The sequence below is a fragment of the Solimonas fluminis genome (assembly GCF_002930645.1).
Taxonomy (GTDB): domain Bacteria; phylum Pseudomonadota; class Gammaproteobacteria; order Nevskiales; family Nevskiaceae; genus Solimonas_A; species Solimonas_A fluminis.
Genome location: NZ_PSNW01000015.1, coordinates 56,574 through 76,526 on the forward strand (window position 1 = coordinate 56,574; position 19,953 = coordinate 76,526).

Here is a 19,953-nt window from a genome sequence, read left to right on the forward strand (position 1 = left end):
GGGTTCTGTCAGCATTCTGTCGGACGACGCAGGACGAGGTAGAGGATTTCCCAGCTGGCGACGATGCCTTCGGCGGTACGCCAGGGCGCATAGGCGCGTTCCAGCGCCGCCAGGGCCGATCGTCCCAGCAGGCCGCGGCGGCGCTGCGCGCTGGCATTGACCACGCCGGTCTCGCGCAGGGAACGCATCAGCGCGAAGACGTCGGCGTGCGGCTCGCGCAGCAGCTCCGGACGCAGGCTGTGCAGCTCCAGGCCGGCGGCCTCGGCGCGCGCCAGCCAGGCGGAGGCCGGGTCGAAGCGGTGCACGTGCTCGGCCTGGTCCACCTGCCGCCAGGCCGTCCGCAGTTCGCGCAGCGTGGCCGGCCCCGGCAGGCTCAGGCACAGCCAGCCGCCCGGCCGCAGGACCCTGCAGGCCTCCGTCATCGCGAGTTCCGGCTGCGGGCACCATTGCAGCACCAGGTTCGACAGGATGGCGTCGCAGCAGGCCGCCGGCAGCGGCAGGCGCTGCGCGTCGCCGACGAGCGCGTCGAGCCCAGCGTCGCGCGCAATGCGCACCATGCCCGGCGCGCGGTCCAGCGCCAGTACCTCGGCGCCCGGATACAGCGCCCGCAGCCGCCGGGCGCCGATACCGGTGCCGCAACCCAGGTCGAGCAGCCGGCGCGGGGCGCCGGCGCGCGCGGCCAGCTCCGCCAGCAGCGCTTCGCGCGTGCGCAGCTGCAGCGTCGCGGCGCGGTCATAGCCGGCGGCGGCGGCACTGAAGTTGCGCGCCGCGCGCCCGGCGTCGATGCGGGACAGGGCCATCTACTTCAGGCCCGTGGCCAGCCCCTCGAGCAGGCCGTCGATCTGCTCCGCGGTGTGCGCGGCGGAGAAGGTGATGCGCAGGCGCGAGGTGCCGTGCGGCACCGTCGGCGGGCGGATGGCCGCCACCCAGTAGCCGCGGTCGAACAGCGCCTGCGACAGGTCCAGGGCGCGCTGCTCCTGGCCCAGCACCAGCGGCTGGATCGGCGTCTCCGAATCCGACAGCGGGATGCCGAGCTGGCGCGCGCCGGCACGGAAGCGGCGCACGTTGGCCAGCAGGCGCTCGCGGTGCTGGGGCTCCTCGCGCACGATGCGCAGCGCGCGGCGCGCGGCGGCGGCGATGGCCGGCGGCGGCGCGGTGGAGAAGACCCAGGTGCGTGCACGCTGGATCAGGTATTCGATCAGGGCTTCCGAGCCGGCGACGAAGGCGCCGCCGCAGCCCAGCGACTTGCCCAGCGTGGCGACATAGACCGGCACTTCGGGAACCCCCAGGCCGGCGGCATGCACGGCGCCCTCGCCGTGCGGCCCCAGCACGCCCAGGCCGTGCGCGTCGTCCACCATCAGCGTGGCATCGCGGGTGGCGCAGAGCTCGGCCAGCTGCGGCAGCGGCGCGATGTCGCCGTCCATGCTGAACACCGAGTCCGTCACCGCCAGGCGCTGCTCGCCGTCGGCCGCCGCCAGGGCCACGGCCCAGGCGTTGAGATCGGCGTGGTTGGCGCGCAGGTACTGCGCGCCGCTGAGGCGGCCGCCATCGATCAGCGAGGCGTGGTTGAGTTCGTCGGCGATCACCGAATCGCGGCGCCCGGCCAGCGCGCGGATCACGCCGAGGTTCGCCGCCCAGCCGGAGGAGAACAGCAGCGCCCGCGGGCGCCCGAGGAAGTCCGCCAGTTCCTCCTCCAGTGCCTGGTGCTCGCGGTTGTAGCCGGAGATCAGCGCCGCCGCGCCGCTGCCGGTGCCGCCGGCGTCGAGCGCCGCCTTGGCCGCCGCCGCCAGGCGCGGGTCGGCCGCCAGGCCCAGGTAGTCGTTGCTGCAGAAATTCAGGCACTCGCGGCCGTTGACCAGGATGCGCACGCCGTGCGCACCCTCGATCACGCGGCGCGTGCGGTACAGCGCGCGGGCGCGCAGCTGGTCCAGCTCGCCGCGCAGGCGCGCGTCGAGCGGGTTTTCCGTCTTTGCATCCGGCTTCACATGCTTCAGGGACTTCGCTTTCAAGGCCTTCCTACCGATTTCTGGAACCGCGCCTGCAATTGCGGCTGCGCGGCATACGCATCGAGCGCGCTGCCCATGGACTTGTCCAGGGCCTCGAGCCTCGCATCCGGTGCCGGGTGCGTGGCGAACATCAGGGACAGCGTGGAGTCCTGCGCGCTCATCGCCTGCAGGGTCTGCAGCACGGCCGGCAGGCCATAGGGGTCGTAGCCGGCGCGCGCGGCGATCACCACGCCCATGCGGTCGGCCTCGTACTCGTCGCCCTTGTCGAGGCCGCGGTTCAGCACTTCCTTGACGCCGCCGAGCAGGCGCTCGTTGACCTGCTCGTTGCCCTTGTCCTTGATGGCGAACTGCTTGAGCAGCTTGCCGCCCAGGCTCATGCCCTGCGCCTTGCGCACCGCGTCGAGGTGATGCTTCTGCACCACGTGCGCGATCTCGTGCGCCAGCACGCCGGCGAGCTCGGACTCGCTGCGCATGCGCCCCAGCAGTCCGCGGGTGACGAAGACGTAGCCGCCGGGCGTGGCGAAGGCGTTGACGTTGGGCGAGTCCAGCACGCCGAAGCGCCAGGCCAGCTGCGGACGCTCGCTGTGCAGCGCCAGCCACAGGCCGACCTCGTTGACATAGCGCTGGGCCTTGTCGTTGCCCCACAGGGGCGCGGCGCCGAGCAGGGTCTCGGCCCATTGCCGGCCGATGTCGCGCTCCTCGTCGACGCTCTTCTCGGTGACCATGCCGGCGGCGTCGGAGCCGTAGGTGCTCACCGCCTCCTGTGCCTTGTTGAACAAGCCGCCCCAGTCGGCCGCCCAGGCCGGCGCCGACAGCAGCAAGCCGGCGATCACGCATGCGATGTTCTTCATGGCGGGCCTCCTCACTGCAGATAGGGGACGGTCTGCTCGGCCAGGGGGCCGGCCTGCGCGAAGCTGCGCGCGCGGTCGCCGCTGGCGGCATAGGCTTCGAGCCTGGCGGCCTCCACCGGGTTCGGCGCGGCATTGGCGATCTGCTCGCGGTCGAGCCCGCGCACGCCGGTGGCCACGGCGGTGCCGCTGGACCCGCTCAGCGCCACGTTGGCGGCCTTGGCCAGGCCCGATTCGGCCGCGCGCGCCGGAGCGCCGACCGCCAGGCGCACCGACAGCAGCCGCACCCAGCCGGTCTGCCCGGAGGCCGTCACCTTCATCCAGGCGCCCTGGCGGGCGAGGACTTCCAGCGGCGCGGCCGCCGGCAGTTCCGCCACCGTGGCGGCATCGGCAAAGGGCTCCTGCTTGAGCGGACCGGCCTTGGCCAGCACGCCGCTCTCGGCAGCCCACGCGCCACCGGCGAAAACCGCCAGCAGCACCGCAATCCATCGCTTCATGAGGTCTCTCCCTTCCCGGGTTCCGTTCCAGACTCGTACGCAGGCTCGTAGAGCTGCACGTCCTGCGCCCTGCCCTTCACCTTAAACGAACCCCGTGGCGCAAACCGGAACTGCGTCGCGCAAGCCTCCATGGTGTCGCTGGAGACCAGGATGCGGGCCACTCCCTTGGTCAGTCCCTCCACCCGGCTGGCCAGGTTCACGGTGTCGCCGATGGCCGTGTAGTCCAGCTTCTGCTCGGCGCCGATGAAGCCCACCACCGCCGTGCCGGAATGGATGCCGATACCCACGTCGAAATCGCCCGCCGCCGCGCCCAGCTCCTCGCGGAAGGCCAGCAGCTCGCGCTGCATGTCCAGGGCGCAGGCCACGGCCCGCTGCGCATGCTGCGCGTCGGGGATCGGCGCCCCCCAGAAGGCCATGATGCAGTCGCCGATGAACTTGTCGAGCGTTCCGCCATGGCGGAACACCACCGCCACCTGGCGCGAGAAGTAGCGGTTCAGCAGTTCCACGATCTCCTGCGGCGGCCGCGTCTCCGACAGCGAGGTGAAGCCGCGGATGTCCGAGAACAGCACGCTGACCTCGTGCTGGCGGCCCGACAGCGACTCCACGGTCTCGCCCCGCTCCATCAGCTGGTTGACCACCACCGGATTGAGGAAGCGCCCGAACAGCTGCACCGCCTGGCGCCGCGCGCGGCGCTCGCGCAGGTATTCCAGCAGGGCGGCGCTGAAGTAGAAGGCCCAGGCGAAGCCCAGCGGCAGCAGCACCGGCAGCAGCCACAGCCGCGGCACCGCGGCCCAGGCGCCGGCCAGCAGCGCCGTGCTGACCACGGCGAACGCGACGCCGATCGCCAGCGCATGGCCGCGCCGGTGGAAGGCCAGCCACAGCAGCGCGATCAGCAGCAGCGCCAGCAGCGGCGCCGCCCAGGCCGGCGGCCGCTGCATCCAGCGGCCATGCTTGAGGTTGTCCAGCGCGGTGGCCAGGATCTCCACGCCCGGGTAGCGGTTGGCCAGCGGCGTCACGCGCAGGTCGTGCAGCATCGAGGCGGCGGAGCCGATGATGACGATGCGGTCGCGGAACTCGTCGGCAGGCCGCTGCCGCTGGCGCCGCAGCAGGTCGGCATGAAGGTCGGCAAACGAGACATGCCGGTAGCCGATGCCGCCACCCCCGCGCCAGTGCAGCAGCAGCGATTCGCCGGGCGGCACGGCCCAGCCGAGGTCGGCGGCGATCCGCACCGGCAGCGAGGGAAATTCCCAGCCCTGCACGTTCATGCGCAGCAGGTAGGCGCGGCCGACACCGTCGGACTCTTCCTCGAAGTTGATCAGGCCGGTGCGCCAGGCCTCCGGCGGCAGCACCAGCGGCGGCAGCAGCATGGCGCGGGCATCGTCCCGCGCCGCGGCCGTCGGATGCGCCCCCATCGGCGGGCCGAACTGCGACAGCGGCACGCCCCGCGCGTCGTCCTGCGCCGACAGCCGCAGGCTCGGCACGTAGACGCGCGGCTGGTCGCGCAGCAGGTCGGCCAGGGCCTGGTCGCTGTCGGGCCGGTCGATGTCGCGCTCGGAGAAGGACAGGTCGAACACCACCGCCGCCGGCTGCTGCGCCAGCAGGCCCGGCAGCATCTCGGCGTAGATCGCGCGCGGCCAGGGCCAGCGGCCGTAGTCGTCCTGCAGGCGCGCCAGGCTGGCCTCGTCGATGTCGACGATGACGATGCCGGGATCGGGGGCAAGGCGCGCGGCATGCGCGCGCACGAAGGCGTCGGACAGGCGGTGCTCCAGGCCGGCGCCCAGGTGCAGCAGGCCCAGTTCCAGCAGCGCCAGCGCCGCGAGCAGCAGGGCCGCGGCGTTCAGCGAGCGATTCGCCATGGTCGCGGCCCGGTCAGCGCGGGAGCCTTACTCGGCGCGGGCCGCCTGCGACGAGCCGCAGCCCCCGGCCATCATCGCCGGCGGCGCCTCGTGCTCATGGTGGTGCTCGTGACCGCAGCAGCCATGCCCCTCTTCATGCGGGTGTGCATCCCCTGCGGCAGCGGGAACGGGCTCGAAGCTGCCGCCTTCCGGCTCGATGCCCAGGCGCGCGAACAGCGCGCGGTCCTTGGCGTTCTGCGGATTCTGCGTGGTCAGCAGCTTCTCGCCGTAGAAGATCGAGTTGGCGCCGGCCAGGAAGCACAGCGACTGCAGCTCCTCGGTCATCGCCGTGCGGCCGGCGGAGAGGCGCACGTAGGACTTGGGCATCAGCACGCGGGCCACCGCGATGGTGCGCACGAACTCCAGCGGGTGCAGGGCCTCGGCGCCCTTGAGCGGCGTACCCTCGACCTGCACCAGGTTGTTGATGGGCACCGACTCCGGGTGCGGGGTCATGATGGCGAGCTGGCGCAGCAGCTCGGCGCGGTCCTGCTTCTCCTCGCCCATGCCGACGATGCCGCCGCAGCAGACCTTCACGCCGGCGCTGCGCACGTGCTGCAGCGTATCCAGGCGGTCCTGGTAGGTGCGGGTGGTGATGATCTTGCCGTAGAACTCCGGCGAGGTATCGAGATTGTGGTTGTAGTAGTCCAGGCCGGCGTCGGCCAGCTTCTGCGCCTGGTGCTCCTTGAGCATGCCCAGCGTCAGGCAGGTCTCCAGGCCCATGGCCTTCACGCCCTTGACCATGTCCTCGACCTTGGCCAGGTCGCGGTCCTTCGGGGAGCGCCAGGCGGCGCCCATGCAGAAGCGCGAGGCGCCGTTGGCCTTGGCCTCGCGGGCCGCCTCCAGCACCGCGTCCACGTCCATCAGCGGCTCCTTCTTGAGGCCGGTGTTGAAGCGCACCGACTGCGGGCAGTAGCCGCAGTCCTCCGGACAGGCGCCGGTCTTGATCGAGAGCAGGGTCGACAGCTGCACCTTGTTGGCGTCGAAGTGCTGGCGGTGCAGACTCTGGGCACGGAACAGCAGGTCGTTGAACGGCAACTCGAACAGGGCCTGGACCTCTTCGCGGGTCCAGTCGTGGCGCAGATCGGTACTCATGAAAGGCTTCCCTATGAATCGTGGGCGGCAGTGTCGGGGCGGACCCCGGGGTTGTCAACCAAAAGGCCTGCCGCATGATTGACGGATGGCTGGGGGCCCTGTTTCCGGCCGTCTGCACCTGGTGCGGCACCCCCGGCAGCGACGCCTGCCCGGACTGCCAGGCCGGCCTGCCCTGGAACGACCCGGCCTGCCCCGGCTGCGCCCGCCCCCAGGTCCACGGCGAACGCTGCGGGCACTGCGCCGCCAAGCCCCCGCCCTTCGACGCCGCCTGGACCGCTTTCCGCCTGGAAGTGCCTGTCCAGCAAGGAATTCATCGCCTGAAATACCAGGGGCGGCTGATCGAGGCCGCGCGCCTGGGCCGGCTGCTGGCGCCGCGCCTGCCCTCGCGCCCGGACCTGATCCTGCCGGTGCCCCTGCACCGCTGGCGCCTGGCCCGGCGGGGCTACAACCAGGCCGGGGAACTGGCCCATCACCTGGGCCGGCTGACCGGCATCGCGGTGGACCCGCGCCTGGCCGTCCGGCGCCGCGCCACCCCCGACCAGATCGGCCTGACCGCCGTGGAGCGCCGCCGCAACCTGCGCGGCGCCTTCCATATAAGGAGTGCGCTCGACGGCCTGCACCTGGCCCTGCTGGACGACGTCATGACCACCGGCGCCACCCTGTCCGAACTGGCCCGGGCCTGCCGGCAGGCCGGGGCCGCCCGGATCGAGGCCTGGGCGGTGGCCCGCACCGCATGAGCAGGCAGAAAGCGCCGCCAGGCCTCACAATCCGCGCCCCGCGCCGTCCGGAGCGGGCCGCCCCAAGGTGATCCGTGGACAATCAGCCGCCCTCGCAGCCCTTCAACCGCCTGCCCCTGCACCCCGCCCTGCTGCAGGCGCTGGACTCGCTGGAATACCGGCAGATGACGCCGATCCAGGCGCTGAGCCTGCCGCTGATCCTGGAAGGCCGCGACGTGATCGGCCAGGCCCGCACCGGCAGCGGCAAGACGGCGGCCTACGGCCTGGGGCTGCTGTCGCGCATCGATCCCGACCTGAAGCAGCTGCAGGCCCTGGTGCTGTGCCCGACCCGCGAACTGGCGGACCAGATCGCCAAGGAAATCCGCCGGCTGGCGCGCTGCCTGCCCAACATCAAGCTGACGGTGCTGGGCGGCGGCATCTCCAAGCGGCCGCAGCTGGCCTCGCTGGAACACGCGCCGCATATCGTGGTGGGCATGGCCGGGCGCGTGCAGGAACTGCTGACCGAGGGCGCGATGAAGCTCGACCAGCTGCGCGTGCTGGTGCTGGACGAGGCCGACCGCATGCTCGACGCCGATTTCGAGCAGGCCAGCCGCGCGATCATCGAGCAGTCGCCGAAGACGCGGCAGACGCTGTTCTTCTCCGCCACCTTCCCCGACGCGGTGCGCGCCGTCAGCCGGCGCCTGCAGAAGGACCCGGCGGAGGCACGCACCGACCTCGCCGCCGCGCCGGCGCAGGTCGAGCAGGTGTTCTACGAAGTGGATGCCTCGCGCCGCCTCGACGCGCTGGCCCACCTGCTGAGCACGCGGCAGCCCGAGTCCGCCCTGGTGTTCTGCTATACGAAGAACGACGCGCAGGAGGTGGAGACGCAGCTGCGCAAGCGCGGCTTCGCGGTACTCTCCCTGCACGGCGACATCGACCAGCGCGAGCGCGACGAGATGCTGGTGCGCTTCGCCAACGGCAGCGCGCGCGTGCTGGTGGCCACCGACATCGCGGCGCGCGGCCTGGACATCAGGAACCTCGCCTGCGTGATCAGCTACGAGCTGCCGGCCGACCCCGACGCTCACGTGCACCGCGTGGGCCGCACCGGACGTGCCGGCGCCAGCGGCCTGGCCCTGCATCTGTTCAGCGGGCGCGAACACGCCCGCGTGACGGCCATCGAGCAGCGCCTCGGAACCAAAGTGGAAGTGCAGCGCCTGGCCGCCGGCAGCTTCTCTCCCGACAAGCCCCTGAAGCCCACGGTGGTGACGCTCTGCGTCGACGGCGGCCGCAGCGACAAGCTGCGCCCCGGCGACCTGCTCGGCGCCCTGACCGGCGATGCCGGCATCCCCAACGGCGCCATCGGCAAGATCAATACCTACGACACCCGCACCTACTTCGCCATCGACATCAAGCTGGCGAAGAAGGCCCTGGACGGCCTGCGCAGCAACAAGATCAAGGGCCGGAAATTCCGCGTGCGGGAGATTGTCTGAGCTTCACCGACGCAAGGAGGCAATACGCATGGAACGCATCCAGACCATCACCCCCTGCCTGTGGTTCGACGACCAGGGCGAGGAGGCCGCGAAGTTCTACATCTCCATCTTCCCCAACTCGCGCATCCTGCAGGTGGCGCACTTCACCGAAGCCGGGCATGAGTTCCACCAGAAGGAACCCGGCAGCGTGATGACGGTGGAGTTCGAGCTGGACGGGCAGAGGTTCACCGCGCTCAATGGCGGCCCGATGTTCAAGTTCACCGAGGCGGTGTCGCTGCAGGTGAATTGCCGCACGCAGGAGGATATCGACCATTACTGGCTCAGCCTCTCCGAGGGCGGCGATCCGGAGGCCCAGCAGTGCGGCTGGCTCAAGGACCGCCATGGCCTCTCCTGGCAGATCGTGCCGGCGCAGATGGGCGAGTGGATGAAAGGCACGGATCTGCAGTGCACGCGCGTGATAAGCACGATGCTGAAGATGAAGAAGCTCGACATCGCGGCGCTGCAGGAGGCCTATGACGGCTGAAGCAACCGGCGCTACCGCGTCCTTGCGGTAGCGCCGGAAAAGGCGGGCACGGATCGCCGGCGCCCCGAGGACGTCCCAACGCACCGCGACAGCGGCGGCGACCCGTGACCCATTGAGCGCAAAGGTTCAGACCAGGCGCAGGCGGTAGCCGATGCGATAGGTGCCGCCGTGGGCGCTGATGTTGCCGGTGTGCTCGTCGCGCACGCCGTCGGAGCCGAGGTCGTTCTCGCTGTTGAGCCGGATCGCCACGCCGTAAGGCGAGAACACGTCGTCGTCGATGAACAGGCCGATGATCATGCCGATGGCATCCACCACCGCGCCGGCGATGGCGCCGATGCCCGCGCCGCCGACCATGCCCGCCACCATCGTCACCACCGTGCGCAGCGCGCTGGTGATGCCGGCGGCCACTTCGGCGTCGTCGCTGTCGGACTCCACGAGCTGGAAGATCCAGTAGAAGGTCTTGGGATAGCCCGGCGTGGTGCGCAGGCTCACCGAGCCGAAGGGCAGCTCGCCGAAGTTGCGGTAGGTGTTGTCGTGGGCGAACTCGCCGGCCACGATGGCCTTGGTGTAGTCGACGTTGCCGCTGGCCCCGATGCGGATGGCGCCCAGCACCATGTCGTCGGTACCGTCCTCCGGCGAGAACACGCCGCCGTTGGTCTCGTCCACGCAGTGCAGCTTGCGCAGGTTGAGATCCAGGCGCCGGTACTTCTGCGGCGCCGAACCGGAGCGCGGCACGGCGCCCTGGGGCAGCGCGGCGGGCTTGAAGATGATGGCGTTGGATTTCTTCAGCTCCGGCACCGCCACGCCGGTGAGCTTCTGCACCTTGGCCGTGTCCGCCGCGAGCTGCTGCAGCTTCGGGCGCATGTGCTCGAAGGTCTGCGCGTCGATGCTGCGCACGGCCGCGGCGGCCTGGTTCTCCAGCGTGTCGACATCGGCGGAAATCGCGAAGGCCTTGGGATCGGCGCGGTGCAGCAGCCCCTTGACCACCGCCGCGGTGATGCCCTGGGCGATCCTGCCCGCTTCGCGGCGCTCGGCTTCGGGAAGGGACGCCGAGGTGAATTGAGTCGCTTCAATGCTCATGACAACCTCCAGTTCAACTCCATTGAGGAAAAGCCGGAGCCGTCGCGGACAGGCGTCGTTGGGAGGTCGTGGGCGACCGACGCCGGTCATCGGGATCCGGAGCAGGCCTCTTGCCTGCGGAACCGATTCTGGCGGCGCGCCCGAGCGATTCTGTGAAGCGGCGCTCAGTTGCGGAAATCAGCGATGAAAACTGCGGCGCAGGCCTCAGCTCACCGCAGATCGCAATGCCGCGCGAAGGCCCTGCGTCACATTTTCGCGTCGAGGAAGGCGGTGCCTGCGCGCACGGCGCCGCCGTCGAACAGGAAGGCGGAGATATGTCCCAGCCCGCGCTGGACATAGAGTTCGGCCGGAACATCGGCCGCATCCAGCGCGGCCTTCATCGCCTCGGCGTTCTCCACGGCCACCAGGCGGTCCCAGCCGCCGTGGTAGAGGAAGAACGGCGGGCTGCCGCGGCCGACGCGGAGCACCGGCGAGGCAGCGCTCCAGCCGGCCCGGTCGTCCGCCAGCGTCGTGCCCATGAGCTTGCCGATCAGCGGGCTGTCGGGATAGTTGCGGAAGTCCGCGGGGATGCCGCCGGCCACCACGGCCTGCACGCGATCCGCCGGAGACGTGTCGGCGGCGCCGAGCAGCGATGCCAGGTGCGCCCCGGCGGAGTAGCCCCAGGCCGCGACACGCTGCGGATCCACCTGCAGGGCCGCGTGGTTGGCCCGCAGCCAGCGCAGGGCCTGGCGTGCATCCTCGAACTGCGCCGGATGGCGGGACTGCGGCGCGAAGCGGTAGCTGATGTTCATCACGACGTAGCCGCGGCGCGCCAGGCGCCGGGCGATGCCGTCCATGTGCTGGCGCTTGCCGCCGACCCAGCCGCCGCCGTGGATCAGCAGCACCGCCGGCTTGGCCCCGCCGATGGCGGGCCGCCAGAGGTCGGCGCGCAGTTCCGCCGGCCAGCCGTCCGGGGTGTAGCGCATATCCTTCTGGACGGCGTAGCCCACATCCATCTCCGGTGTGGTTTTCGGGGAGCCGGCGAGCCCGGTATGGGTGGCGCAACCGGCCAGCAGCAGGGCCAGCGCCAGGGTCAGGAGTTTCGTCTTCATGCCCCCACTACGTAATCCAGCGCCAATCCGATGAAGATGGCCGCGCCGAACCAGTGATTGTTGAGGAAGGCCTGGAAGCATCGCGCCGGCTCGCGCCCGCGCGTGATCCGTTGCTGGTACACCATCAGCATCGCCGCCACGGCGATGCCGGCCTCGTAGAACAGGCCGCGGCCGGTATTGAACCCGAGTTGGATCAGCAGCAGCAGCGCCCCGCCCTGCAGCAGCGCGATGACCAGCCGGTCGTGCCGGCCGAACAGGATGGCGCTGGACTTCACGCCGATGCGCAGGTCGTCCTGCCGGTCCACCATCGCGTACCAGGTGTCGTAGGCAATGACCCAGGCGACGTTGGCGGCCATCAGCGGCAGGGCCAGGGCCCAGTCCACCTCGGGCCGCACCGCGGCGAAGGCCATCGGGATGCCCCAGGAGAAGGCCAGGCCCAGCACCGCCTGGGGGATCGAGATCCAGCGCTTCATGAACGGATAGGCCGCCGCCAGCATCACCGCCGGCACCGACCACAGCACCACCGGGAGGTTGCGCAGCGACAGCAGCAGGGCCAGGGCCAGCAGGCAGACACCGGCGAACAGGGCCAGGGCCTCGCGCGGACGGACCCGGCCGGCCGCCAGGGGCCGCTCCCGGGTGCGGGCCACGTGCGGGTCGAAGTCCCTGTCCGCGAAGTCATTGATGGCACAGCCGGCCGAGCGCATCAGCACCGTGCCGAGGACGAAAACGACGAAGACCGGCAGGGGCGGCGGGCCGCCGGCGGCGAACCACAGGGCCCAGAGCGTGGGCCAGAGCAGCAGGTAGATGCCGATGGGCCGGTCCAGGCGCATCAGGCGGGCATAGTCTGTCAGTTTCGGGTACATGCCAGGGGATGGGTAAAAAAGTCGCGCGGCTGCGCTATCATCTTGGCATGAAAAGGAAATCAGGTGCGGAGTCGCCGCCCGCCCCGCGCACGCGGCGCGGAGCGCCAAAAACCAGCCTGCGGGACGCCTCCGAGTACACGGTGGACGAGCTCGCGCGCGCTGCGGATACCACGGTGCGCAACGTGCGCGCCTACCAGGACCGCGGCCTGCTGCCGGCGCCGGAGAAGCGCGGGCGTACCGGCATCTACACCGCCGCCCACCTGGCACGCCTGCGCCTGATCGGCCAGCTGCTGGACCGCGGCTACACGCTGGCCAACATCGCCGAGCTGATCGGCGCCTGGGAACAGGGCCAGGACCTGCGCCAGCTGCTGGGCCTGGAGTCCGCGCTGACCACGCCCTGGTCCGAGGAACTGCCGGCCTACTTCACGATGCCGGAACTGGTGAAGCTGCTCGGCAAGGGCATCAAGGCCTCCGAGATCGCGCCGGTGCTGCGCAAGGCCGTGGAACTGGACATCCTGCAGTCCGAAGGCCTGCGCTTCCGCGCGCCGCGCCCGCAACTGATCCATGCCGCCGGCGAGCTGGTCGCCATGGGCATCCCGCTGTCGGAGCTGCTCGACATCGTGCGCATGCTGCGCGGCAACGTCGAGCGCGCCGCCAACGGCATCGTGCAGCTGATCGTGGACCACGTCTTCGCGCCCTACATGCAGGGCAGGCTGCCGCCGGCCAGCGAAGTGCCGCGCCTGGCCGAAACCATCTGGAAGCTGCGTCCGGTGGCCGACATCGCCGTGGACGCCGAGGTGGCGCGCGCGATGGAGAAGGCGATCAAGCAGAACCTGGGCGACGTGCTGGCGCATGTGCTGGAGCAGTTGCCGCAGCAGAAGTCTTAGGGCTTGTTCCCCAAGCTCTCCGGGGATGTGAAGAAACCGTAGCGAGCGGCCCCAGGTTGCGCGTTAGGCGCGGAGCTGTACCGAAGTACAGCGAGCACCGCGCGCGCGAGATCGGACCGCGCAGCAGGTCTGTTCGCATCCTCAAACCTGGGCGTACTTGCCCACATCCCCGATCCAGCGCCCGATCAGCAGCTCCGCCCGGCCCGGCTGCTGCTGCAGCCATCGGTCCGCCAGCGCCTGCAGCGGCGCCACCAGGTCGGCGTCGCGCAGCGGGTCGGCCAGCTTCATGCCGATCACGCCGGTCTGGCGGCGGCCGAACAATTCACCCGGCCCGCGCAGCTCCAGGTCCTTCTGCGCCACGCGGAAGCCGTCGTTGGTCTCGCGCATCACCGCCAGGCGCTGCCGCGCCATCTCCGACAGCGGCGGCTTGTACAGCAGCAGGCACTGGCTCTCCACCGCGCCGCGGCCGACGCGGCCGCGCAGCTGGTGCAGCTGCGACAGGCCCAGCCGCTCGGCGTTCTCGATGATCATGATGCTGGCGTTGGGCACGTCCACGCCCACCTCGATCACCGTGGTGGCCACCAGCAGCTGCGTCAGGCCTTCCTTGAAGGCGCGCATCTGCAGGTCCTTCTCCTCCGGCTTGAGGCGGCCGTGGACCAGGCCCACGCGCAGGCCCGGCAGCTCGGCGCGCAGCTGCAGCGCCGTGTCCTCGGCGGCCTGGGCCTCCACCTGCTCGGACTCCTCCACCAGCGTGCAGACCCAATAGGCCTGGCGCCCCTGCGCGCAGACCTCGCCGATGCGCGCCAGCACCTCGCCGCGCTTCTCGTTGGACATGGCCCCGGTGACCACCGGCGAGCGGCCCGGCGGCAGCTCGTCGATGATGCTGACGTCGAGGTCGGCGTAGACGGTCTGCGCCAGCGTGCGCGGGATCGGCGTGGCCGACATGATCAGCTGGTGCGGCGACAGCCGTCCCCGCCCCTTGTCGCGCAGCGCCAGGCGCTGCTGCACGCCGAAGCGGTGCTGCTCGTCCACCACCACCAGGCCCAGGCGGTGGAAGCTCACCGCCGACTGGAACACCGCGTGGGTGCCGATGACGATGCCGGCACCGCCGCCGGCGATGCGCGCCAGCACGGCGTCCTTGGCGGATTTCTTCAGCTTGGAGGCCAGCAATTGCACCTCCACGCCCAGCGGCTCCAGCCACTGGCGGAAGTTGCGCGCGTGCTGCTCGGCCAGCAGTTCGGTGGGGGCCATCAGCGCCGCCTGCCAGCCGGCGCGCACGGCCGTGAGCATCGCGGCGGCAGCCACCAGGGTCTTGCCGGAGCCGACGTCGCCCTGCACCAGGCGCAGCATCGGCCGCGCGCTGTCCAGGTCCCTGGCGATCTCGCCGATCACGCGCTGCTGCGCGCCGGTCAGCGAGAACGGCAGCCCGGCCTGCAGCTCCTTCCTCGCCGCCGCCAGCCCGCCGATCTTCGGCGCGGCGCCGGCCTTGACGCGGTTGCGCAGCAGGCGCATCGACAGCTGGTGCGCCAGCAGTTCCTCGCGCACCAGGCGCCGCTGCGCCGGATGGGCGCAGGCCAGCAGGGCGTCGGTATCGGCATCGCCCGGCGGCTGGTGCAGAGTGCGCAGCGCCGCCAGCGTGCCCGGCTCGCCCAGTTCCGGCAGCGGCGTGGCGAGGCCGCCGTCGCCCTCGGCGATCTTCAGCGCCTGCTGCGCCAGCGCGCGCAGTCGCGCCTGCGTGATGCCGGTGGTCAGCGGGTAGATCGGCGTCAGCCGGTCCTCGGTGCGCAGGTCCTCGGGCCGGTCGGCCAGGCGGTATTCGGGGTGCACCATCTCCCAGCCCTGCGCGCCGTGGCGCACCGGGCCGTAGGCCTGGATCCAGCGATCCGGCTGGAAGGCCTGGCGCTGGGCCTCGTTGAAGTGGAAGAAGCGCAGCAGCAGGCTGGCTTCGCCGTCGTCGACCAGCACGCGCAGGCTGCGGCGCCCGGCATAGCGCACCTCGGCATGCAGCACGCGGGCCCAGACCTGGGCCTCCTCGCCGTCGCGCAGCTTCGTCACCGGCGTGATGCGGCGGCGGTCCTCGTAGCGCAGCGGCAGGTGGAACAGCAGCTCGCGGACCTGCTCGATGCCGAGGGCGCGCAGGCGTTGCGCCACCGCCGGCCCGGCACCCTTGAGGTATTTGACCTCGGTGGCGAGGGTGGGGGCGGAGGCCGGCTTGCGGGGAGCATCGGAGCCCTTGCTCACGGCAATGCCCTCGCCTGGATTCCCCCGCGCCCGTTCATGGCAAGGGTGAACGGTTCGGGGGGAATGGCCTTATCCAAGCACCAGGATCGCATCGGCCTCGACGCGCGCGCCGCGCGGCAGGCTGGCGACGCCGATGGCGGCGCGCGCCGGGTACGGCGGCTTGATGTACTGGCCCATGATCTCGTTGACCTTGGCGAAGTGCGCCAGGTCGGTCAGGAAGACGTTGAGCTTGGCGATGTCCGCCAGCGAGCCGCCGCTGGCCTGGGCCACCGCGGCCAGGTTCCTGAACACCTGGTGGATCTCGTCCTCGATCGTGGCGTTGAGCAGGGTCATGGTCTGGGGATCCAGGGGAATCTGGCCCGAGAGGTAGACCGTGTTGCCGCATTTCACCGCCTGCGAATAGGTGCCGATGGCGGCCGGGGCCGCGTCCGTCTGGATGATTTCGCGAGTCATGTCCGGGGAACGTCCTTCAAAGATGGCGAAGGATAATCCAAACGCCCCCGCGAGCAAGGCACAGCCTGCGGGCCTCAGGCCCGGATGACGCGCTCCACGGAGTCGAGCCGGCGGATGCGGCGGATCACGCGCGCCAGGTGGACGCGGTCGCGCACCGTGATCAGAAAGCGCATTTCCAGGCCCTCGCCGCCGCCGCGATCGGGAATCTGCACGTTCTCGATCGAGGAGCCGGCCTCGGCGATCTCGGTGGTGACGCGCGCCAGCAGGCCGCGCTGGTTCTGTGCCTTCACGCGAATTTCCGCCAGGTAGTCGCCCTGCACCTGGTCGGCCCAGGTCAGCGGCACCCAGTCTTCCGGGCGCGCCTTGACGTGCTTGCAGTCGGTGCGGTGCACCACGATGCCGCGGCCGACGCTGACGTTGCCGCGGATCTCGTCGCCCGGCACCGGATAGCAGCAGCGCGCATAGTCCAGCACCAGGCCCTCGGTACCCTCGATGGCCAGCGACTGCGCGGCACCGGGCGCGGGCTTGTCGATCTCGTGCTCGGGCAGGAGCTGGCGCGCCACCAGCGGCGCCAGCCGGCTGCCGGTGCCGATGGACACGAACAGGTCCTCGATGTCGTTGAGCGCATAGGCCTTCAGTACCGGGGCATAGCGCTTCTCGTCCTTGAGCGCCGCCACGGGCACCTGCAGCTCGCGCATGGCGATCTCCAGCAGGCGCCGGCCCAGGCGGATGGCCTCGTCCTCGCGCTGGTTCTTGAGGTAGCTGCGGATCGAGGTGCGGGCCTTGGCGGTCTTGACGAAGTTGAGCCAGGCGGCGTTGGGCCGCGCATGGCGGGCCGTGATGATCTGCACGGTCTGGCCGTTCTTCAGCGGCGAGTTCAGCGGCTCCAGCTGGCCGTCGACGCGGGCCGCCACGCAGTGCTCGCCCAGCTCCGAATGCACGGCGAAGGCGAAATCCACCGGCGTGGCCCCGCGCGGCAGGCGGCGGATGTCGCCGCGCGGCGTGAAGACGTAGACCTCGTCCGGGAACAGGTCGACCTTGACGCTCTCCAGGAAATCCATGGAGTTGGCGTTGTTGAGCGTGTCGAACAAGCCGCGCAGCCATTCGCGGGCACGGGCCTGGGGCGCGGCGGTGCCGTCGCGGGCGCCGAGCTTGTACTGCCAGTGGGCGGCGATGCCGCTTTCCGCGACGTGGTGCATGTCGCGGGTGCGGATCTGCACCTCGACCTTGTGGCCGCCGGGGCCGACGCAGGCAGTGTGCAGCGACTGGTAGCCGTTGGACTTGGCGTTGGCGATGTAGTCGTCGAACTCGCCCGGCACCGGCTTGAACACGTGGTGCACCACGCCCAGCGTCCGGTAGGCATCGTCGACCTTGGAGACGATCACGCGGAAGCCCAGCAGGTCCATGACCTTCAGGAACTTGAGCTTCTTGCGCTGCATCTTCTGGTAGACGCTGTAGATGTTCTTCTCGCGCCCGACCACGGTGGCGCCGATGCCCTCGTTCTTCAGTGCCGCCGAGAGCTTCTGCTCGACTTCCTTGATGACGTTGCGGGTGTCGCCCATCTGCTCGCGGATGGCGGCCGCCAGCACGAAGTAGCGCCGCGGGTAGATCGCCTCGAAAGCGAGGTCCTCCAGCTCGGTGCGGATCGTGTGGATGCCCAGGCGCTGGGCGATGGGGGCGTAGATGTCCAGGGTTTCCTGGGCCACGCGGCGGCGCTTGTCGGGCGCCACGTGGGTCATGGTGCGCATGTTGTGCAGGCGGTCGGCCAGCTTCACCAGGATCACGCGCAGGTCCTGGGTCATGGCCAGGAGCAGCTTGCGGAAGCTCTCGGCCTGCCGCTCCTGGCGGCTCATGCCTTCGATCTTGCCGATCTTGCTGACGCCGTCGACCAGCTCCGCCACGTCCTTGCCGTACTCCAGGGCCAGGGAGTCCTTGGAGATGCCGGTGTCCTCGATGACGTCGTGCAGGATCGCCGCGATCAGCGTGGTGTGGTCCAGCCGCATCTCGGCCAGGATGCGCGCCACCGCCAGGGGATGGTAGACGTAGGGCTCGCCGGAGGTGCGGCGCTGGTCCTTGTGGGCATTGCCGGCGAACTCCGCCGCGCGGCGCACCTCGGCGATCTGCTCGTCGGTGAGATAGCCCTCCAGCACCTTGGCCAGCGCGTCGATGCCGTACTCGCGCTCGGCGCGCTGGGTACGGATGACGGTGCTGATGCGCTGGATGACGGGCAGTTCCATGGCTGGAGTATATGTTGTGCCCGCCGGGGCACCTAACAAGACCCCAACGAAAAGGACCCGCCTGCGCGGGGCGATGATTCGATGTCATCGCCTGCGGCGGATCACGGGTGGCCATGGAGGGCGCCCCCAACAAAAAAGGCCCGCTTGCGCGGGCCTTGAATTTTCTCTGGAAGTCCGCGGCCTGGCGCCGCGTGTCCTGCTTAGGCGTCGAAAGACGGATCCAGCGCTTCCAGCTCCACCTTCGGCTGCTGCACGGCCGGCAGGTCGATCTCTTCGAGCACGCTGCGGTCGATGTAGCCCTCGGCGATCTCGCGCAGGGACAGGACCGTGGACTTGTGGTTGCCCCAGGGCAGGCGGGCGTCGGCACCGCGGGCGAGCTGGCGCGCGCGCTTGGCGGCGACCAGGGTCAGGTCGAACTGGTTGGGGATGCGGGCGAGGCAGTCTTCAACGGTTACACGGGCCATGGCAGCAGGACTCTGGCAAAAACAAGGGCGGCATGGTACCGGATCGGGCGCCTTTAAGCCAGCAAGCCCCGGATCCGGTCCCGGTGGCGCCGGGCCTGCCCTTCTATGAGGAGCCGGTGGGCCACGAAAACCGCCGACAGCTCCCGCAGGGCCCGGTCGAAGTCCTCGTTGACGATCAGGTAGTCGTACTCGTCATGATGGGACATCTCGTCGTGGGCCTGGGCCATGCGGCGGGCGATGACCTCGTCGCTGTCCTGGCTGCGGCCGCGCAGGCGCCGCTCCAGCTCGGCCAGCGACGGCGGCAGGATGAAGATGCCCACGGCCTCGTCGGTCTGGGCCCGCACCTGCCGGGCGCCCTGCCAGTCGATGTCCAGGATCACGTCGTGCCCGGCCGTAAGCAGCGCCTCGGTCCTGGCCCGGCCGGTGCCGTAGAGATTGCCGAAGACCTCGGCATGCTCGAAGAATTCGCCGCGCTCGGCCATTCCGGCGAAAGTCTCGCGGCTGACGAAGTGGTAGTGCGTGCCGTCCACCTCCCCCGGCCGCGGGGCCCGGGTGGTATAGGACACCGAGATGTCCGCCGGGATGCCCTGGGCGGACAGGTGCGGGACCAGGGCCCGGGTCAGGCTGGTCTTGCCGCCGCCCGAGGGGGCGGAAACGATGAACAGCGTGCCCGCCGCCGTGCCGGATGCCGTCATGCGCCGCCTACTCGATGTTCTGGACCTGCTCGCGCATCTGCTCGATGATGACCTTCATCTCGACGGCGCAGCGGGTGATCTCGGCGTCCTGCGACTTGGACGACAGGGTATTGGCCTCGCGATTGAGTTCCTGCATCAGGAAATCCAGGCGGCGGCCGACCGATTCGCCGCGGGCGCAGGCCTGCTTCACCTCTTCCAGGTGGCTGAGCAGGCGCGACATTTCCTCTTCCACGTCCAGGCGGGTGGCGGCCAGGGCCATTTCCTGGGCGAGGCGCTGCGGTTCGATCTCCACGCCCAGCTCGGCACAGCGGGCCTTCAGCTTCTGCAGCCACTGGTCGCGCACCAGCGGATGACGCTCGCGCACCTTGGCCACCAGCTCGGCCAGGGCCACGGTCCGCTCGGCCAGGAACTGCCCCAGGCGCTCGCCCTCGCGGCCGCGGGTGGCGGTGAAGTCTTCCAGGGCCCGTTCGAACAGGGCTCGGGCCTCGGCCAGCATGGGGGCGAAGTCGGCCTGCTCCTGGCGCAGCACGCCGGGGAAGGACAGCAGGCGCACCGGGTCGGTGGCGGTCAGCGGGCCGCATTCATGGCCCACCACGTCCATGGCCTCGCGCAGCTGCCGCAGCCGGCCCAGGTCCAGCTGCAGCTTCTCGTCGGCCTGGGCCTCGCGGTTGTAGCGCAGGCCGCATTCGACCTTGCCGCGGCCCAGTCGGGCGCCGGCCAGCACGCGCAGCTCGTTCTCGATGGCCCGGAATTCCTCGGGCATCTTCAGCTGCAGGTCGAGATAGCGGTGATTGACCGAGCGCAGCTCCCAGCTGAGCCGGCCCCAGGGCTTCTGCACTTCCGCGCGGGCGTAGCCCGTCATGCTGCGGATCATG

General features: G+C 70.5%; 19 protein-coding genes. 4 read left to right on the forward strand and 15 right to left on the reverse strand.

The window, feature by feature from the left end:
* Positions 1 to 8: 8 nt before the first annotated feature.
* Genes C3942_RS19895 through bioB form a run of 6 tightly spaced genes read right to left on the reverse strand, consistent with a single transcriptional unit; the run spans position 9 to position 6,338 of the window.
* Positions 9 to 800 (reverse strand): methyltransferase domain-containing protein, encoded by a 792-nt coding sequence (locus C3942_RS19895; RefSeq protein WP_104232122.1) that lies wholly within the window; start codon positions 798 to 800, stop codon positions 9 to 11.
* Entirely contained in the window at positions 801 to 2,009 is a 1,209-nt protein-coding gene (gene bioF, locus C3942_RS19900) for an 8-amino-7-oxononanoate synthase (protein ID WP_243393688.1), read from the reverse strand.
* On the reverse strand, positions 2,006 to 2,857 hold the full coding sequence (locus C3942_RS19905) for a M48 family metalloprotease (protein WP_104232123.1): 852 nt from the start codon (positions 2,855 to 2,857) through the stop codon (positions 2,006 to 2,008). The genes bioF and C3942_RS19905 overlap by 4 nt, the downstream gene beginning before the upstream one ends.
* 11 nt (positions 2,858 to 2,868) lie before the next feature.
* Positions 2,869 to 3,351: an SH3 domain-containing protein gene (locus C3942_RS19910; RefSeq protein ID WP_104232124.1), complete on the reverse strand. Its 483-nt coding sequence runs from the start codon at positions 3,349 to 3,351 to the stop codon at positions 2,869 to 2,871.
* Positions 3,348 to 5,207, reverse strand: coding sequence for an adenylate/guanylate cyclase domain-containing protein (locus tag C3942_RS19915; RefSeq protein ID WP_207766163.1), 1,860 nt, complete (start codon positions 5,205 to 5,207; stop codon positions 3,348 to 3,350). Before C3942_RS19915 ends, C3942_RS19910 begins: the two co-directional genes overlap by 4 nt.
* 27 nt (positions 5,208 to 5,234) lie before the next feature.
* Positions 5,235 to 6,338, reverse strand: coding sequence for a biotin synthase BioB (gene bioB / locus C3942_RS19920; protein WP_104232125.1), 1,104 nt, complete (start codon positions 6,336 to 6,338; stop codon positions 5,235 to 5,237).
* 74 nt (positions 6,339 to 6,412) lie between these two features.
* Between bioB and C3942_RS19925 the strand changes: the two genes are divergently transcribed.
* The 3 genes from C3942_RS19925 to C3942_RS19935 all read left to right on the forward strand — a co-directional run bounded on the left by C3942_RS19925 (position 6,413) and on the right by C3942_RS19935 (position 9,067).
* Complete coding sequence (locus C3942_RS19925) at positions 6,413 to 7,075, forward strand: ComFC family protein (protein WP_104232126.1); 663 nt, start codon at positions 6,413 to 6,415, stop codon at positions 7,073 to 7,075.
* Between the two features lie 74 nt (positions 7,076 to 7,149).
* Positions 7,150 to 8,544: an ATP-dependent RNA helicase DbpA gene (gene dbpA, locus C3942_RS19930; RefSeq protein ID WP_104232127.1), complete on the forward strand. Its 1,395-nt coding sequence runs from the start codon at positions 7,150 to 7,152 to the stop codon at positions 8,542 to 8,544.
* Between the two features lie 28 nt (positions 8,545 to 8,572).
* On the forward strand, positions 8,573 to 9,067 hold the full coding sequence (locus C3942_RS19935) for a VOC family protein (RefSeq protein WP_104232128.1): 495 nt from the start codon (positions 8,573 to 8,575) through the stop codon (positions 9,065 to 9,067).
* A 126-nt stretch (positions 9,068 to 9,193) separates the two neighbouring features.
* Here C3942_RS19935 and C3942_RS19940 read toward each other — a convergent pair whose 3' ends face one another.
* The 3 genes from C3942_RS19940 to ubiA all read right to left on the reverse strand — a co-directional run bounded on the left by C3942_RS19940 (position 9,194) and on the right by ubiA (position 12,101).
* On the reverse strand, positions 9,194 to 10,147 hold the full coding sequence (locus C3942_RS19940) for a hypothetical protein (protein ID WP_104232129.1): 954 nt from the start codon (positions 10,145 to 10,147) through the stop codon (positions 9,194 to 9,196).
* A gap of 245 nt (positions 10,148 to 10,392) precedes the next feature.
* A complete protein-coding gene (locus C3942_RS19945) occupies positions 10,393 to 11,238 on the reverse strand; it encodes an alpha/beta hydrolase (RefSeq protein WP_165797552.1) in 846 nt (281 codons plus the stop codon).
* A complete protein-coding gene (gene ubiA / locus C3942_RS19950) occupies positions 11,235 to 12,101 on the reverse strand; it encodes a 4-hydroxybenzoate octaprenyltransferase (RefSeq protein WP_104232131.1) in 867 nt (288 codons plus the stop codon). Before ubiA ends, C3942_RS19945 begins: the two co-directional genes overlap by 4 nt.
* Before the next feature lie 47 nt (positions 12,102 to 12,148).
* On the opposite strand from ubiA, the gene C3942_RS19955 reads away from it, so the two are divergent.
* Complete coding sequence (locus C3942_RS19955; RefSeq protein WP_104232132.1) at positions 12,149 to 12,988, forward strand: MerR family transcriptional regulator; 840 nt, start codon at positions 12,149 to 12,151, stop codon at positions 12,986 to 12,988.
* 141 nt (positions 12,989 to 13,129) lie between these two features.
* On the opposite strand, the gene recG is transcribed toward C3942_RS19955, so the two are convergent.
* The 6 genes from recG to C3942_RS19985 form a co-directional block, all read right to left on the reverse strand.
* Positions 13,130 to 15,229 (reverse strand): ATP-dependent DNA helicase RecG, encoded by a 2,100-nt coding sequence (gene recG, locus C3942_RS19960; RefSeq protein WP_104232133.1) that lies wholly within the window; start codon positions 15,227 to 15,229, stop codon positions 13,130 to 13,132.
* Between the two features lie 69 nt (positions 15,230 to 15,298).
* Entirely contained in the window at positions 15,299 to 15,682 is a 384-nt protein-coding gene (locus C3942_RS19965; protein WP_104232134.1) for a RidA family protein, read from the reverse strand.
* Between the two features lie 74 nt (positions 15,683 to 15,756).
* On the reverse strand, positions 15,757 to 17,919 hold the full coding sequence (locus C3942_RS19970; RefSeq protein ID WP_104232135.1) for a RelA/SpoT family protein: 2,163 nt from the start codon (positions 17,917 to 17,919) through the stop codon (positions 15,757 to 15,759).
* 200 nt (positions 17,920 to 18,119) lie between these two features.
* Positions 18,120 to 18,383, reverse strand: a complete 264-nt coding sequence (gene rpoZ / locus C3942_RS19975; RefSeq protein ID WP_104232136.1) for a DNA-directed RNA polymerase subunit omega — start codon at positions 18,381 to 18,383, stop codon at positions 18,120 to 18,122.
* 53 nt (positions 18,384 to 18,436) lie between these two features.
* Complete coding sequence (gene gmk, locus C3942_RS19980; protein ID WP_104232137.1) at positions 18,437 to 19,078, reverse strand: guanylate kinase; 642 nt, start codon at positions 19,076 to 19,078, stop codon at positions 18,437 to 18,439.
* Positions 19,079 to 19,085: 7 nt separating this feature from the next.
* Positions 19,086 to 19,952 carry a YicC/YloC family endoribonuclease gene (locus C3942_RS19985; RefSeq protein ID WP_104232138.1) on the reverse strand — a complete coding sequence of 289 codons (867 nt, stop codon included), beginning with the start codon at positions 19,950 to 19,952 and terminating at the stop codon, positions 19,086 to 19,088.
* Between the last annotated feature and the right edge of the window lies 1 nt (position 19,953).